Annotated in this window: 11 protein-coding genes; 7 read left to right on the top strand and 4 right to left on the bottom strand. The window is 55.8% G+C overall.

Translation table 11 applies throughout. The features are described from left to right. Positions 1-47 precede the first annotated feature (47 nt). Positions 48-2,144 (bottom strand): bifunctional diguanylate cyclase/phosphodiesterase, encoded by a 2,097-nt coding sequence (locus QLG08_RS12535; protein ID WP_029569152.1) that lies wholly within the window; start codon positions 2,142-2,144, stop codon positions 48-50. Between the two features lie 695 nt (positions 2,145-2,839). On the opposite strand from QLG08_RS12535, the gene QLG08_RS12530 reads away from it, so the two are divergent. From QLG08_RS12530 to QLG08_RS12510, 5 genes are read left to right on the top strand one after another with little or no spacing between them, the layout of a single operon-like run. After that, on the top strand, positions 2,840-3,406 hold the full coding sequence (locus QLG08_RS12530) for a spore coat protein U domain-containing protein (protein WP_014594610.1): 567 nt from the start codon (positions 2,840-2,842) through the stop codon (positions 3,404-3,406). Between the two features lie 24 nt (positions 3,407-3,430). Continuing rightward, complete coding sequence (locus QLG08_RS12525) at positions 3,431-3,952, top strand: spore coat U domain-containing protein (protein ID WP_013027201.1); 522 nt, start codon at positions 3,431-3,433, stop codon at positions 3,950-3,952. Positions 3,953-3,975: 23 nt separating this feature from the next. Continuing rightward, positions 3,976-4,674: a molecular chaperone gene (locus QLG08_RS12520; protein ID WP_014594611.1), complete on the top strand. Its 699-nt coding sequence runs from the start codon at positions 3,976-3,978 to the stop codon at positions 4,672-4,674. Between the two features lie 6 nt (positions 4,675-4,680). Beyond that, positions 4,681-7,125: a fimbria/pilus outer membrane usher protein gene (locus tag QLG08_RS12515; protein ID WP_282472957.1), complete on the top strand. Its 2,445-nt coding sequence runs from the start codon at positions 4,681-4,683 to the stop codon at positions 7,123-7,125. Beyond that, a complete protein-coding gene (locus QLG08_RS12510; RefSeq protein WP_022623171.1) occupies positions 7,122-8,093 on the top strand; it encodes a spore coat U domain-containing protein in 972 nt (323 codons plus the stop codon). Before QLG08_RS12515 ends, QLG08_RS12510 begins: the two co-directional genes overlap by 4 nt. Here the strand turns inward: QLG08_RS12510 and QLG08_RS12505 are convergent. The 3 genes from QLG08_RS12505 to exbB all read right to left on the bottom strand — a co-directional run bounded on the left by QLG08_RS12505 (position 8,090) and on the right by exbB (position 10,885). Then, complete coding sequence (locus QLG08_RS12505; protein WP_014594614.1) at positions 8,090-9,412, bottom strand: MFS transporter; 1,323 nt, start codon at positions 9,410-9,412, stop codon at positions 8,090-8,092. The two genes, QLG08_RS12510 and QLG08_RS12505, sit on opposite strands and share 4 nt — an antisense overlap. A gap of 319 nt (positions 9,413-9,731) precedes the next feature. Beyond that, complete coding sequence (gene exbD / locus QLG08_RS12500; protein ID WP_013027206.1) at positions 9,732-10,154, bottom strand: TonB system transport protein ExbD; 423 nt, start codon at positions 10,152-10,154, stop codon at positions 9,732-9,734. Positions 10,155-10,159: 5 nt separating this feature from the next. Beyond that, the gene (gene exbB / locus QLG08_RS12495; RefSeq protein ID WP_014594615.1) at positions 10,160-10,885 is read right to left on the bottom strand and encodes a tol-pal system-associated acyl-CoA thioesterase; all 726 of its coding nucleotides are present in this window, start codon (positions 10,883-10,885) and stop codon (positions 10,160-10,162) included. A gap of 428 nt (positions 10,886-11,313) precedes the next feature. Between exbB and QLG08_RS12490 the strand changes: the two genes are divergently transcribed. Both QLG08_RS12490 and malI read left to right on the top strand, forming a co-directional pair. Beyond that, positions 11,314-12,810 carry a PTS transporter subunit EIIC gene (locus QLG08_RS12490; RefSeq protein ID WP_282472956.1) on the top strand — a complete coding sequence of 499 codons (1,497 nt, stop codon included), beginning with the start codon at positions 11,314-11,316 and terminating at the stop codon, positions 12,808-12,810. A 72-nt stretch (positions 12,811-12,882) separates the two neighbouring features. Further along, complete coding sequence (malI, locus tag QLG08_RS12485) at positions 12,883-13,899, top strand: Mal regulon transcriptional regulator MalI (RefSeq protein ID WP_013027209.1); 1,017 nt, start codon at positions 12,883-12,885, stop codon at positions 13,897-13,899. Positions 13,900-13,902: the final 3 nt, after the last annotated feature.

Below are 13,902 nucleotides of genomic sequence, written 5' to 3'. Positions count from 1 at the left end.
GCGTCACTTTAGCATGTTGAACATCTGTAACAAAAAAAGCCGTGGCGCTAACACTCCAGTTCAGCGGGTTTGTCTGTTTCTGCGCGGGCAAACACGTCCATCTCTTCAATCCGCTCCGGTGGAAGGGGGCGACCGAGCAGATATCCCTGCAGAGTGTTGCAGCCAAGATCGGTAAGAAACGCCTGCTGTTCAGGCGTTTCGACGCCTTCGGCTACCACTTTTAAATGCAGTGACTGCGCCAGCGCAACGATCGCCGACACAATGGTGGCATCTTCTGACTGATGCTGAAGTTCGTTCACGAAGGCCCGATCGATTTTCAGCTCGCTGGCCGGCAGACGTTTGAGATACAGCAGGCTGGAATAGCCAGTACCAAAGTCATCGATAGACGCTTTGACGCCCAGTTCGGTGAGTTCGGTCAGAATGCGCACACTATCGTCAGGATTGCGCATGGCCGTGGTTTCGGTCACCTCCAGCGTTAACTGCGCGGCCGGAATATGGTGCAGCGCCAGCGCCTGCTTGACGGTATCGACCAGGTTACTCTGCTCAAACTGCATCGCCGACAGGTTTACCGCCACCGACCACTCAGGATGGCCCTGCAGGTGCCACTGGTGCAGTTGGCGGCAGGCCTCATTAATTACCCAGTTACCAATATTGACTATCATGCCGGTTTTTTCCGCCATCGGCAGAAAGCAGTCCGGCGACAGTAAGCCGTGCCTTGGATGCTGCCAGCGCAGCAGCGCCTCGAAGCCCAGAATTGGACCATGCGGGGCACAGAATTTTGGCTGGTAATACAGGCGCAGCTCATCGTTATCCAGCGCATGCCACAGGTCGTTATTAAGCTGTAGCTGGCTCTGCGCCAGGATATTCATGGACGGCTGGAAGAAGGTGTAACCGTTTCGACCGTTGTTTTTAGTGTGATACATCGCAGCATCGGCATTAAACATTAGCTCGCGTTCATCCTCGCCATCGCCGGGATACACCACGATACCAATGCTCAACGACACCACCAGATCGTAACGGGAAATGGAGAACGGGCGATCGACGGCTTTCACCAGTTGATCGGCCAACGCTGCCGCATCGTTCGGTTCGGTAATTTCAATCAGCAGAACAAACTCATCGCCACCCAGCCGCGCCAGGGTGTAGTAGCCTTTCATCTGCTCACTCATCCTTTCCGTCACGCTGATCAGCAGACTGTCGCCAATATGGTGACCAAAAGCATCGTTTACCGCTTTAAACCCATCAAGATCCATGAACATCAGGGCAAACTGACTGCACTCCCGGTTGGCTTTGTTAATGGCCTGTTCAAGACGATCTTCCAACAGGATACGGTTGGGCAGTCGGGTCAGGTTATCGTGCAGCGCCAGCTGTGCCAGCTCACGATTGGCTTCCGCCAGCGAACTGGCCAGGATCGACGTTCGGGCCTGCATACGCGCATCCAGCATGGAAACCAGTAGCGTAATGCCGAGAATGGCAAGGGTCACCACGGTCACAACCATGGCTAACCAGTTGCTGTTAACGCCAGCGTCCATGCTATGGCTGCCCGCAGGGAATTCAGCCGCCATCATGCCGGTGTAGTGCATGCCGGCAATCGCGGCGCCCATCACCACCGAGGCGCACACTCGCAGGGTCGCGACGCGTCCCTCATGCCCTTCCCGTAGTTTAAATGCCAGCCACAGTGCGGCAACGGAGGCAGCCAGCGCAATGATCACCGATATCAGCACCCAGCCCCAGTTCCAGACGATCCCCTGCGACAGCATCAGCGCGGCCATGCCGGTATAGTGCATGGCTACAATGCCCGAGCCCAGCACGATGGCTCCGCCGGCTAAGCGCGGCAGGGGCAATTCCCCATGACAGACCAGCCACAGTGCAAATATTGAGGCGCACACCGCAATACCGGCAGACAGTGCCGTCAGCCGGGCGTCGTAACTCATCATCATGTCCAGATCCATAGACAGCATGCCGATGAAGTGCATTGCCCAAATGCCGATGCCCATGGCAAAGCCGCCGCCAAGCAGCCATACGAGCGCCACTTTACCGGTTGAGGTCGCCACGCGTCCCGCCATATCCAGCGCAGTAAATGAAGCCAGCATCGCCACCAATACCGAAATGACGACAATAAATGCGTTATAAGAGGCCACTAACATAGGGTTTTCCGAACAGCGCCGAATACGCAGCTGTAATAATGGAGTTGAAAAAGATCTTTTGCCTTGTTTACCGTTTATCGGCGCAGAAAAATACTAACTTAGGCTTTTTTAATAGAAGATATCTATGCTTCCAAGCGTCAGGATCAATCAATCCTCTTTACAGGCAAAATACATGATAGTCATGCAGCGCGATTTTGCCCGGACGGCTGGGGTGCCGCTTTCCCTTCTACGCTATCCGCCCATGCGTCTCAGTGACATAGAGCCACCTAAAAACGAGACTTTTTCAACAACTTAACAGGCGAAAACACCCCGATATTTTCCTTGACGTTCGCCCGTAACCGAAGCGTTTCGGTGAGCGTTTCAGACCGGTGCGAAAACATATCATCGAAACCGAAAGTGGGATAGAGGGCCGGCAGTTTCACCTTTTTTATTTTCATGCATTAACGGGCGAGGCAGATGAAGGGGGCTGATGTAACAAAATAATAAAAATTTTTACGCGGAGTTTCGCCACAGCGCATAAGCTGATGTATAGTAAAAAAAACTAATATAAAACGATCAACCCGATGACGCGGTTATCGTCAAAAACGCTGGCAGGATGCTAATAACTTACAGCAACATTCTAATTTTTATGGTTTTTCTGTATTACGCCATCAGGTGAAAAAGCACTGATCCTCAATAATCGGTAAGGAATGGTTATGAAATTCAAGCTTTTTCTGTTCGTTGTCGGGTTGACTACGGCGCTGCCTTCCGCGACGTTTGCTGCCACCACCACGGGTGCGATTAACGCGACGCTAACATTAACCACGGGTTGTCTGGTGAACGGGCAGTCCGCCACCACTGGCGTAAATTTCGGTTCGTTAAACTTTGGCAGCAGTGCCGCGACCTTCGATACCCTGAATGCCACCTTAGTGGGCGCGGCGGGTAACGGTATCTACGTGCGCTGCACAACCGGTCAAACTTTTAACGTCCAGGTGACCAGCAGCAATGCGGCACCGGGAACCGTCTACGGCACCGTGTCATCCGCTCCACGCTACCTGGTGCTGGGGGCGGATAATACCCAGGGCATCGCTTATACCCTCTATAGCGACGCCTCCTTTAGCACCGCCATCGCAAATAACACCAATATTGCGCCCAGCGGCACCACCGATCCGACGCTTGGTACCAATTACGCCATCTACGGACGCGTGGTAGGCGGCGGCTTTAACCCTGTGATACCGGCCGGGACTTATACCGATACGATTAACGTCGCCGTGAACTATTGAGTGCTCGTGTTTGAGTAGCGACAGATGACGGCAAAGTGGTCACCTGTTTCAGTCACCGTTGGCGGGCTGCTGCTGTGGGTGAGTGGTAATGGGTGGGGCATCACGACCAGCTCCACCACATTCCAGGTGTCAGCGTCAATCGTTGCGGGTTGCGTGGTCTCAGGCACGAATACGGGGATCTTTGGCACGCTTAATTTTGGTACCCAGTCGGGGCTGGCCACGAACAGCGTTAGCGCCAGCTATGTACAAAGTTCCACGATTAACCTTGCCTGCACACCGGGCACCACGCTGAGCATGACCATCAATGGCGGCAGTAACTATACCTCGACCCGTAATCTGAAGCTGGCTAACAACACCAACACGGTTCCCTATTACCTCTACAGCAATGCTGCACGTACCACGCCGATTCCGGTGAACACGGCAGTGCCGTTGAGCTACAGCAATGCGAATAACATCACGTTACCAATATATGGCTCGCTGCAGTTACCCGGCCCGACGCGCGCCGGGGTTTATTCGGACACCCTCAGCGTCACGCTGACCTGGTGATAAAAGGACAAAGGAGCTTTACCATGCCATCCCTGCGCGCCCTGTTTTTTCTGTTCACATTTCTGCTGTTGCCTCAGGCTCAGGGCGCTAACTCCGTCATGATTTGGCCCATCGATCCGGCGATTAACCCGGAGGAAAAAGCCAGCGAGCTGTGGCTGGAAAACCGTGGCAGCAGCACCACCCTGATGCAGGTGCGCATCTTCGCCTGGCAGCAGACGCACAATCAGGAGCAGTATCAGACCCAGCAGCAGGTTGTCGCCAGCCCGCCGCTGATACGCATCGAACCCGGGCAAAAGCAGCTCGTTCGCCTGATTAAACAAGTCCCGCCCGTGGCAGGTAAAGAGATGGCCTACCGCGTCGTGCTGGATGAGATCCCCACCCCACGGTCGGTCGGCGATAATCAGGCCGGACTGAATTTTCAGATGCGCTATTCGGTTCCCCTGTTTGTCTACGGCAACGGACTGGTTCGCGATGACGCCAGGTCTGTACTGAGCTGGCGCCAGGTCAACACTGGCGGTCAGCGTTATCTGGAGCTGACTAATCGCGGTAACGGCCACGCACGTCTCAGTAATGTCACCGTGGGCGGTCAGCGACTCGGAAACGGACTTTACGGTTATGTGCTGGCTAACAGCACCCAGCGTTTTCCTCTGAGAGCCGCGGTCAGCGGTGAACTGCGCGCAGAAACCAACCACGGGCAGTGGCGCAGCGCTGCGGCTCAGTAAAGTTTAATGATGCCGTTTTCGCCGCATCCCGTTGCGCTGGCTATCGCGGGGCTGTGCTGCCTGACACCCGGTTCTGTCTGGGCTGAAACCTTTACGTCGCTCCCGCCGCCGCCCGCCGTGGACAACAGCGCCGCTGGTCAGCGCTACATGTTAGAGCTGGTGGTGAATCAGCAAGCACGGGGCGATATCGTGCCGGTAGAGCAACAAAACGGTCACTTTCTGGTGCGGGCAGGCGATCTGCAGCGTGCGGGGATCCCGCCGGAAAAGTATCAGGGACAACAACAGGTTGATGTCAATCAGCTCGCTGAGGTGAAAGTGGACTATGACGATCGTCGCCAGCGCCTGCTGCTGACGGTACCGCCCGGCTGGCTGCCCGAACAGACGATTGGGGAGAGCAACACCGGACCGCGCTTTCCCGGACGCGTCAGCCCTGGGGCGCTGATAAATTACGATCTCTACGCCACGCGCACCGACGTTGCGGGTACGCGTCTGGCGGCCTGGAACGAACTGCGCCTGTTTGGTGATGCCGGACACATCTCCAGCAACGGCGTCTGGCAACAGCAGCTGGAAGGACAAAATCGCTACCAGGATGATGGCTATATCCGCTACGACACCTGGTGGAGCAATGAAAACGAAAACGCCATCCTGAGCTGGCGGGTCGGCGACCTCACGACCGATGCGCTGGCATGGACCAGCAGCGTCCGGCTTGGCGGCATTCAGGTTGCGCGGGACTTCAGCGTACGTCCGGATCTGGTGACCTATCCCCTGCCCGCGTTTTCCGGTCAGGCGGCGGTGCCCTCAACGGTCGATCTGTTTGTTAACGGCTACCGCTCCACTCAGGCCAACGTTCAGCCCGGTCCCTGGTCGCTCACGAACGTGCCCTTTGTAAACGGCGCGGGCAACGCGGTGATTACCACCACGGATGCCGTCGGGCGTCAGGTGGTCACCACGCTGCCGTTTTATGTTTCCAGTAATCTGCTTAAGCCTGGCCTGTCCGATTACGCCTTTTCCGCCGGTGCGATGCGGCAAAACTACGGCATTAAAAACGCGGATTACGGTGCGGCAGCGATGAGCGGCTCATGGCGCTATGGCATGACAGACTGGCTCACCCTGGAAACCCATGGGGAGGGCAGTAACCACCTGGGCATGGGCGGAGCAGGCGCGCAGTTTAAAGTGGGCAGTTGGGGCGTGATCAACGGCGCAGCCGCGCAGAGCCAAATGGACGGGCAGTCTGGCGCGCAGTACAGCTGGGGCTATCAGTACAACAACAGTCGCTTTAGCCTGGGTACGCAGCACCAGGTGCGCAATGCCGGCTTTGGTAATCTGGCCCTGCTGAGCAACCAGCGCAACGGCGGTTCGGATTACCGTTACAGCCTGGCGCGGCGAACGGCGCAGTACAGCGCCAGCATATCGCTCAACCGTTATGGCAGCCTGGGTGCAGCCTATATTGATATTTCCGGCGGCGATAACCAACGCACCAGCCTGTGGAACCTCTCCTGGAGTAAAAACCTGTGGGGCAATGCCAGCCTGTACGTTTCCGCCAGCCGTGACAGGCAACAGGGCGAATGGAGCGGCGCCGTCTCGCTGGTCATTCCGTTTGGTGAAAACAGCAATGCCTCACTGAGCGTTGAGCGCGATCAGCAAGGTCGACACAATCAACGGGCTTATCTGTCCCGCGCCATGCCCAGCGACGGCGGTTTTGCCTGGGACGCCTCCTGGGCCAACCAGGGCGGGAATAGCGGTGATTACCGGCAGGGCAGCCTGCGCTACCGTAACAATAAAATCGATACGTCTGGCGGATTCTACGGGGATGATGACAACACTACGCAGTGGGCAGATTTATCCGGCGCGCTGGTGTTAATGGATAACCAGGTCTTTGCCGCAAACACGATCAATGATGCCTTTGTGGTGGTGAAAACCAACTACCCGGACGTCAATGTCCGCTATGAAAACCAGTCGATGGGACGTACCGACAGCAAGGGCTATCTGCTGGTGCCCTCCATCAGCAGCTATTACGCGGCCAAATACGATATCGATACGCTCGACCTGCCCGCCGACATGACCACGCCCAAAGTCGAGCAGCGTTTTGCCGTGAAGCGCCAGAGTGGATTTTTGCTGAATTTTCCGGTTGAGCGTTTACGCGCCGCCAGCGTGATTCTGTATGACAGCCATAACCAGCCGTTGCCGGTATCCAGCCAGGTGATCCGTCCCGGCCAGGCAACGGGCTACGTTGGCTGGGACGGTATCGCCTGGCTGGACGATCTCAGCGAACACAACCCAATTAAGGTCATCGCTCCTGACGGCCGAACCTGTAAAACCGAACTGACCCTGGCGGGTGGCCAGCCGCAGGCATTGAAAACCTACGGTCCGCTGACCTGTCCCCTGCCGCCGCTGCCCGACGGCGCACCGGTACCCAACCCCGAAAACGCGACAGCCGGAATAACACCATGAAAAACCTGATGCTGCTTTGCCTGCTGCTGCTACCCTCGCTGGGCTATGCCGCCTGTACCCTTCCCGCGTCCAGCGCCAGCTTTGGCACACAAACCACGTTTGTTGCTAATAACAGCGTCAGCACGACCTCCACCAACGCTAACGTTAACTGCGGATCAGGCACGGCCCTGACTCTGCTGAGTAATAATCAGATTACGTTTCAGCTGACCAGCGCCAGCAACACCAACGGCACGCGCGGCACGCTCAAGCGAAGCGGCGATACCGGTAGCGACAATATTCCGGTGCGGCTGTGTACCGACAGCGCCTGCGCTAATGAGCTGACCATTGGCGGATCGGCTTTTGTGTATAACTCGGCCACATTGATCAACCTGGCGGGATTACTCGGCAGCCTGAACTTCGCGATTCCGGTGTATTTACGCACCGTCGCCGGGCAAACCGTGGCGGCGGGCAGCTATACGCTCACCCTGAACATGACCGTCACCTATAACATCTGCACCTCTGTTTCCGCCCTGGGCGCTTGTCTGACCCCGCAGACCGGCAGCGGCGTGATCCCCATTACCGTGACCGTCGTTCTGAGCAATGACTGTACAGCGATTACCGCCCCCAACATTAGCTTTGGCAGCGCGCCGCTGGTCGCCAGCTTTGGGGCAATTTCGCAAACCATCAGTGTGTTATGCAGTAAAGGCAGTACCTATACCGTGGGCTTAAGCAATGGCAACAACGCATCAGGCAGCGTGCGGAATATGGCGAGCGGAACCAACCGTTTGAGTTACGAAATCTACAAAGGAACCAGTAGCGATCGCTGGGGGCCGAGTGGCACAGAACGGGTAGGCAGTGCGGCGGCCAATACCGTCAGCACCGATGGACTGTCGCGCAGCTATAACTACACTGCGCGCGTCCTCACCACACAAAACACGCCGCCTGCGGGAAACTACAGCGACAGCGTGGTGGTGGATATTGCGTTTTAAAGGGATGTGCTGACCGGCGTGCTGCCGTGACGAGCGCGATACTGCTTAACCATGCGACCAATGAGCAGCGTACCAAACAGGCCACAGACGGCCGCAAAGGTCAGCCACACGCCCGGCATCGCCTTGTCACCTGTGGCGTGAATCAGATAGCTGGATACTGCTGGCGTAAAGCCGCCAAACAGCGCCGTTGCCAGGCTGTAGGCCATAGAGAAGCCCGCGGCGCGCACTTCCGCTGGCATAATTTCCGCCAGATAAACCACCATGGCGCCGTTATAGCTTGCGTAGAGGAAGGAGAGCCATAATTCCGCCTCGACCAGATGCGCGAAGCTGGGCGAGCCCACCATCCAGTGCAGCACCGGCCAGGCGGTGGCAATCATCAGCACGGTAAACGTCAGCAGCAGCGGGCGACGACCAATGCGATCGGAGAGCGCGCCCATCACCGGTAGCCAGAACAGGTTCGAAATCCCGACAAACAGCGTCACCATAAACGCCTGGGTGTCGCTCATCATCAACACCGTTTTGCCGAAGGTGGGCGTAAAGGCGGTAATCATATAGAACATCACGGTGGTAGTGACGACCATCAGCATACCTGCCAGCACCAGCGCCCAGTTGCTGGCCACCGAACGCATAATTTCGGTCATGGCCGGGTGGTGTTTACGCTGACTGAAGGCTTCGGTTTCTTCCAGCATACGGCGGATATAGAACAGGAAGGGCACGATCAGGCAGCCCACCACGAAGGGAATGCGCCAGCCCCACTCGGTGACGTCATCATGAGAAAGCAGATGGTTCAGGCCCAGTCCCAGCAGCGCAGCGAATATCACCGCAATCTGCTGACTTCCGGATTGCCAGCTGACAAAGAAGCCTTTGCGGCCTTTCGGTGCGACTTCGGCCAGATAGACCGACACGCCACCCAGTTCCACACCGGCTGAAAAGCCCTGCAGCAAACGCCCCAGCAGAATCAGAACCGGTGCCGCCGCGCCCAGCGTGGCATAACCCGGTACCAGTGCAATCGTGAGCGTGCCCAGCGCCATCAGGCCAAGCGTTAACAGTAGCCCTTTGCGACGACCATGGTGGTCGATGTAAGCCCCCAGAATAATGGCCCCCAGCGGACGCATCAGGAAACCCGCACCGAAGGTCATCAACGTCAGCATCAGGGAAGAGAACGGATCGTCACCGGGAAAGAAGGTTTTGGCGATGGCCGTGGCGTAGTAGCCAAACACCATGAAATCGTACATCTCAAGGAAGTTACCACTGGTAACGTTGAAAATGGTTCTGGCCGCACTGGCTGGCGGCTTTTGTAAAGTTTCACTCGGGTTCATCACGGCTTCCTTGGTTTTTTATCCGTTTTAGCCTGCGACAAGCCAGATTAATGTGACACCGATCACCATTGCAGTTTACAAGTCTATAAGTTTCCGTAACAAGAAATTAACAGGAGAGTTACAGCAGCATCTTTGCCTGTTATCAGGCGGAATGAGCAGAAGAAGATTCTGTGAAAACAGACATAAAAAAAGCGCGGCGGAATGCGCGCTTTTTAGCCGTGATAGCGTATTGACGAGGCGCGTTTACCACGCCTGAAGGCCCCGAATGTTGGCTGAATGCGTTGAGCGTTAAGCGGGAAAGCCCGACCGGCTCCAATCGCTATTTCTTGACCGTTTCCATTCCCATCAAGCCGATTTTTAAATACCCGGCCGTGCGCAGTTCGTCCATCACGCTCATCAGGGTTTCATAATCGACAGACTTGTCCGCCTGGAAGAAGATCGTGGTGTCCTTGTTGCCTTCCGTCTGCTGGGTCAGCACGTTGATCAACGACGCTTTATTCACCACCTCGTTACCCACGTACAACTGCTTGTCGGCTTTGATCGAAAGGTAAACCGGTTTTTCCGGACGCGGTTGGGGCGCACTGGTGGAAGCCGGAAGGTTAACACGGACATCAACGGTCGCCAGCGGCGCTGCAACCATAAAGATGATCAACAACACCAGCATCACGTCGATAAACGGCGTGACGTTGATTTCGTGCATTTCGCCATCTGTTTCGGCCTGGTCGTTTAATCGCATCGCCATAACGCTTACCCCAGACGCAGTTTTTGTGCGGCTGCCGGGCGGTTAACGTCAGGCTGGGCCAGGTTTCCCAGGTCGATATCGCGGCTTTGCAGCAGCATGATTTGCGCGGCCACATCGCCCAGCGAGGCTTTGTAGTTGGCGATCATGCGAGCAAACACGTTGTAGATCACCACGGCTGGAATGGCGGCGACCAGGCCAATAGCGGTAGCCAGCAAGGCTTCGGCAATGCCGGGGGCAACCACGGCAAGATTCGTGGTTTGCGTTTTGGCGATACCAATGAAGCTGTTCATGATGCCCCAGACGGTGCCGAACAGGCCGACAAACGGCGCGACCGAACCAATCGTGGCCAGGAAACCGTTACCGCGGCCCGCGTGACGGCAGAAGGCAGCCACCCGACGTTCAAGACGGAAAGCGGTACGCTCTTTGATCCCGGCGGTATCTTCAACGCCAGCAGAAAGTTCCAGCTCATTTTGCGCATCGTTAAGAAGTACCGCGCTGTGGCTGGCGGTTTTGAACTGCTGGGCAGCGCGCGCGGCATCATTCAGGTTGCGGGCTTCACCTAACGCCAGCTGCTCGCGCTTGAGGCGACGTTTGGCCGCGCTCAGCTCAGCATATTTACCGAAGAAAATTGCCCAGGTCACGACCGAGGCCAATAACAGACCAATCATGACCACCTTTACCACGATATCGGCATGCTGGTACATGCCCCATACGGAAAGGTCTGCTTGCATTAAGTCACTGGCTACCACGCTGCTTCTCCAACTTCATCTACTACATGGGTGCGGAATGAAGTGCCGATGATAGCAAAAAACAATCGAATTGATAGTGGTTCTCATTAGTATTTACAATCTTGCAGCCACTAATGACGGTGAGCCAGCACCTGAATACGCCGCGTCTGCCCTGCCGTTTCTCTAGTCCAATCCTGACGGGATGCCTGGCGTCGATCGTTTCGCCCCTGCTGGCGGCATCCCGCCCCAAAACGGTTAATTAGCGATCACTCTCATAAAATAACTTTTTCGTTTCGATGAATGTGAAAATTATGTTGCAGCTAAAAACCGCCTACAGCAGGATAAGTAGAACGTTCTACTAAAACGTTCTACTAAAACGTTCTACTTACAATAAAAACGCCAATAGGGGCGCAACATCGGGAAAACTCGGTATGACACTGCTATCAGGGTTGGTTAAATCGTTATCGAAGTTATCAATGATTGGTCGGGCGCTCATGCTGCCTATTTCGTTGCTGCCTGCCGCTGGCTTACTCCTGGCATTTGGTAATAAGTTCGAGTTACCGCTGATGATGAACGCTGGTGGGGTGATTTTTGATAACCTGCCGATGCTGTTTGCGATTGGCTCGGCTGTGGGACTGGCCGCCGAATCCGGGATAGCCGCACTTTCCGCCGCGGTTTCCGTCTTTGTCACCAACATCACCATTGGCACCATGCTGCATATCACTCCGGAAATGGCGGCCCAGGGAGGAAAATATGCCATGGTCGTCGGCATTCCGACGCTACAGATGGGCGTATTCGGCGGCCTTATCTGCGGCATCCTCGCCGCCTGGTGCTACAACCGCTTCCATACCCTGCAGCTCCCTGAGTTCCTGGGTTTCTTCTCGGGTAAGCGTTTTGTTGCCATTGCGACGGCATTTTTATCCTTTCTGCTCGGCCTGCTGATGCCCTATGTCTGGCAACATATTCAGGCGGGCATCGATGCGCTTTCGGTGATCGTCAACGGCGATAATCAGGCGGCCTCCACCTTTATTTTTGGGCTGGTGGAGCGCGCCCTGATCCCGCTTGGCCTGCACCACATCTGGTATCCCTCGTTCTGGTACTCCTTCGGTGATTACGTCACCAAAACCGGCCAGGTGATTCATGGCGATCAAACCATCTGGTTCAAAATGCTGGAGGAAGGCGTGAAATCCTTTAGCAGCAACGACTACCAAAATGCGGGCAAGTTTATGCAAGGTGAGTATCCGCTTATGCTTTTCGCCCTGCCTGCCGCCTGTCTGGCGATGTACCACGAAGCCCATACCAGGAATAAAAAGATCGCGTTCGGTATCCTGTTTTCAGCGGCGTTGACCTGCTTTTTGACCGGCATCACCGAGCCAGTGGAGTTTACCTTTATCTTTGTCGCACCCCTGCTTTATGTCTTTAATGCCATCATGGCGGGCCTGGCCTATATGACCATGTATTTACTGCATGCCCATATCGCTAAATCTTTTTCCGCCGGATTGATTGACTACATTAGCTTTGGCATTGTGCCCTCGCTCAACGGTTACCAGACTCACTATCTCAGCGCGGTTATCGTGGGCGTACCGATGGCATTGATTTACTATTTCACCTTCCGCTTCGTTATTCGTCGGTTTAATGTAAAAACACCGGGACGAACGGACGTCACGGCGACGACCGATGACAAAACCGATGCAGAGCTGGCTAGCGAAATCATCGTCCTGCTGGGAGGTGAGAAAAACATCCGCTCGGTGGGCGCCTGTATCACGCGCTTACGGCTTGAAGTCGTCAACAGCCATGACGTTGACCGTGAAGGGCTGAATAATCTTGGCGCACGCGGCGTGGTTTTTGTCGGCGATAACGGTATACAAATTATTTTTGGCGCCAGAGCGCAATTTATTGCCCAGACGCTGTCCGGGATGACAGGCTGATGCAGGCCTGGCTTTCTGACGATGGCGGGCAAGGCGATAGCAGGCTGAGCAGGTGAATTTCAGGGAGCAGGTTTGAAGAGAGTCAGCATTACTGATGTGGCTAAACACGCCGGCGTGTCGGTTTCGACCGTCTCGCTGGTGCTGCGTCAAAAAGGAAAAATATCCGATGCCACCATCAGGAAAGTTCACGCCGCCATTGATGCGCTCGACTACGTTCAGAATGTGGCAGCCGCCAACCTGCGCGCCAGCACCTCTAACCTTATCGGTCTGATTCTGCGTGATTTCAGCGACAGTTTCTCCGTGAAGGTCATGGCAAGCCTTGTGCAGCAGCTGGAAAAGCAGGGCTATATGGTGTTTTTGGGGCAGCCCACTGACGACGGCGAATCGCTGACGCGCTGCCTGCTCTCCTTTAAACAGCAGGGCGTCGCTGGCGTTGTCTGTCTGGCGTCAGACAGACGAAATGCCAGCCTGCCGTCGCAGCTTCTTCACTGCCCTTTACCCCTGGTGGTGGTGTCCCAGTCGCTGCTGGCGGAGAAGTGTAATCTGGTCATGCGTGACAACCACCAGGCCGCCCACCTGGCGACCCGCTATCTGATTGAACGCGGTCACCGCAATATTGCCTATATTGGGGGAATTGAAGGCGACCTGATCCGTCAGCAGCGCTTACTGGGGTTTCGCAGCGCCCTGACTCAACACGGGCTGGCCGTAAGGGAAGGATTTACGCCATCCTGCCGTGACGATACCCACTCAGCCGCCTTTGCCACGCGTCAGTTACTGGAGCAAAACAACACCATTACCGCGCTGCTCTGTCACTCTCCGGATGCGATAATCGGGGCGATGTCCGGTATTCATCACACCGGTCGCACCGTGGGTAAAGACGTGTTTCTGACCCAACAGGTCGCTCTGATGGGCTTTGAGGACATGCTGCACGTGAACCTCACCTCGCCCTCTTTTACCTATGTTTCCTCCGCCAGTGAAGAAACCGGCCGCCAGGCGGCTGAGCTTATCCTGCGCCAGCTACAAGACCCTGAGCGCCCAAGGCAGCGTATTTTATTATCGGGCCAATTAATTACACGAGAGTCAGCATAAATC

Origin of the sequence: Pantoea sp. V106_11 (assembly GCF_029967885.1) — a bacterium.
Taxonomy (GTDB): domain Bacteria; phylum Pseudomonadota; class Gammaproteobacteria; order Enterobacterales; family Enterobacteriaceae; genus Pantoea; species Pantoea ananatis.
This window is presented reverse-complemented; position numbering and strand designations above follow the sequence as displayed.